This window comes from Dubosiella newyorkensis, assembly GCF_001945605.1.
Classification (GTDB): Bacteria; Bacillota_I; Bacilli_A; order Erysipelotrichales; family Erysipelotrichaceae; genus Dubosiella; species Dubosiella newyorkensis.
In genome coordinates this window covers 1-722 of record NZ_MPKA01000116.1, presented here as the reverse complement: position 1 = coordinate 722, position 722 = coordinate 1, and the positions used below count along the sequence as shown (strand labels likewise).

Sequence of the window (722 nt, the reverse complement as noted above, 5' to 3'; positions counted from 1 at the left end):
ACGGGCTCTGACTTCTTGTAGGCATACGGTTTCAGGTTCTCTTTCACTCCGCTCCCGCGGTTCTTTTCACCTTTCCCTCACGGTACTTCTTCTCTATCGCTCACTCGTTTATATTCAGCCTTGGCAGATGGTCCTGCCTGCTTCCGACAAGATTCCTCGTGTCTCGTCGTACTCAGGATCCTGCTCGCTTCCGCTTCCTCTTTCGCCTACCGGGCTCTCGCCGTCTCTGGCTGTGCTTCCCATCACATTCGGCTCTTTTTCCGCTTCCGCTTTCATCGCAGCTCCTTCAACCCCATATCTCTATGGTTTGGGCTTTTCCCCTTTCGCTCGCCGCTACTCGGGGAATCACTTTTGTTTTCTTTTCCTCCGGGTACTTGGATGTTTCGGTTCCCCGGGTACCTCTCCCTTTCAGGATGGCATCCTTGTATCGGATGCCGGGTTCCCCCATTCGGATACCGGCGCGTCTTCGCTTCCTTACAGCTCGGCGCCGCTTTTCGCAGTTCGGTGCGTCCTTCTTCAGTTACGAGTGGCAAGGCATTCTCCGTACGCCCTTGCCTCCTTGATCAGCTTGTTCTCTTTTTCTTCTTTTTCTGATGCTTGTTTTCGAGATTTCTTCTTTTTATGAACTGTTCTTCTGTTTTCAGTGTCATCTTTTTCCACAACTTTACTTTAGACCTTTTCTGTTGTGTCTTTTTCTCTTTTTCCGGTTTTCAAAGATCGAT

1 rRNA gene is annotated in these 722 nt (G+C 50.1%); it reads right to left on the bottom strand.

Annotated elements, in window-relative coordinates:
- Window positions 1-565, bottom strand: a 23S ribosomal RNA gene (locus tag BO225_RS11090); the annotation flags it as partial.
- Window positions 566-722 lie beyond the last annotated feature (157 nt).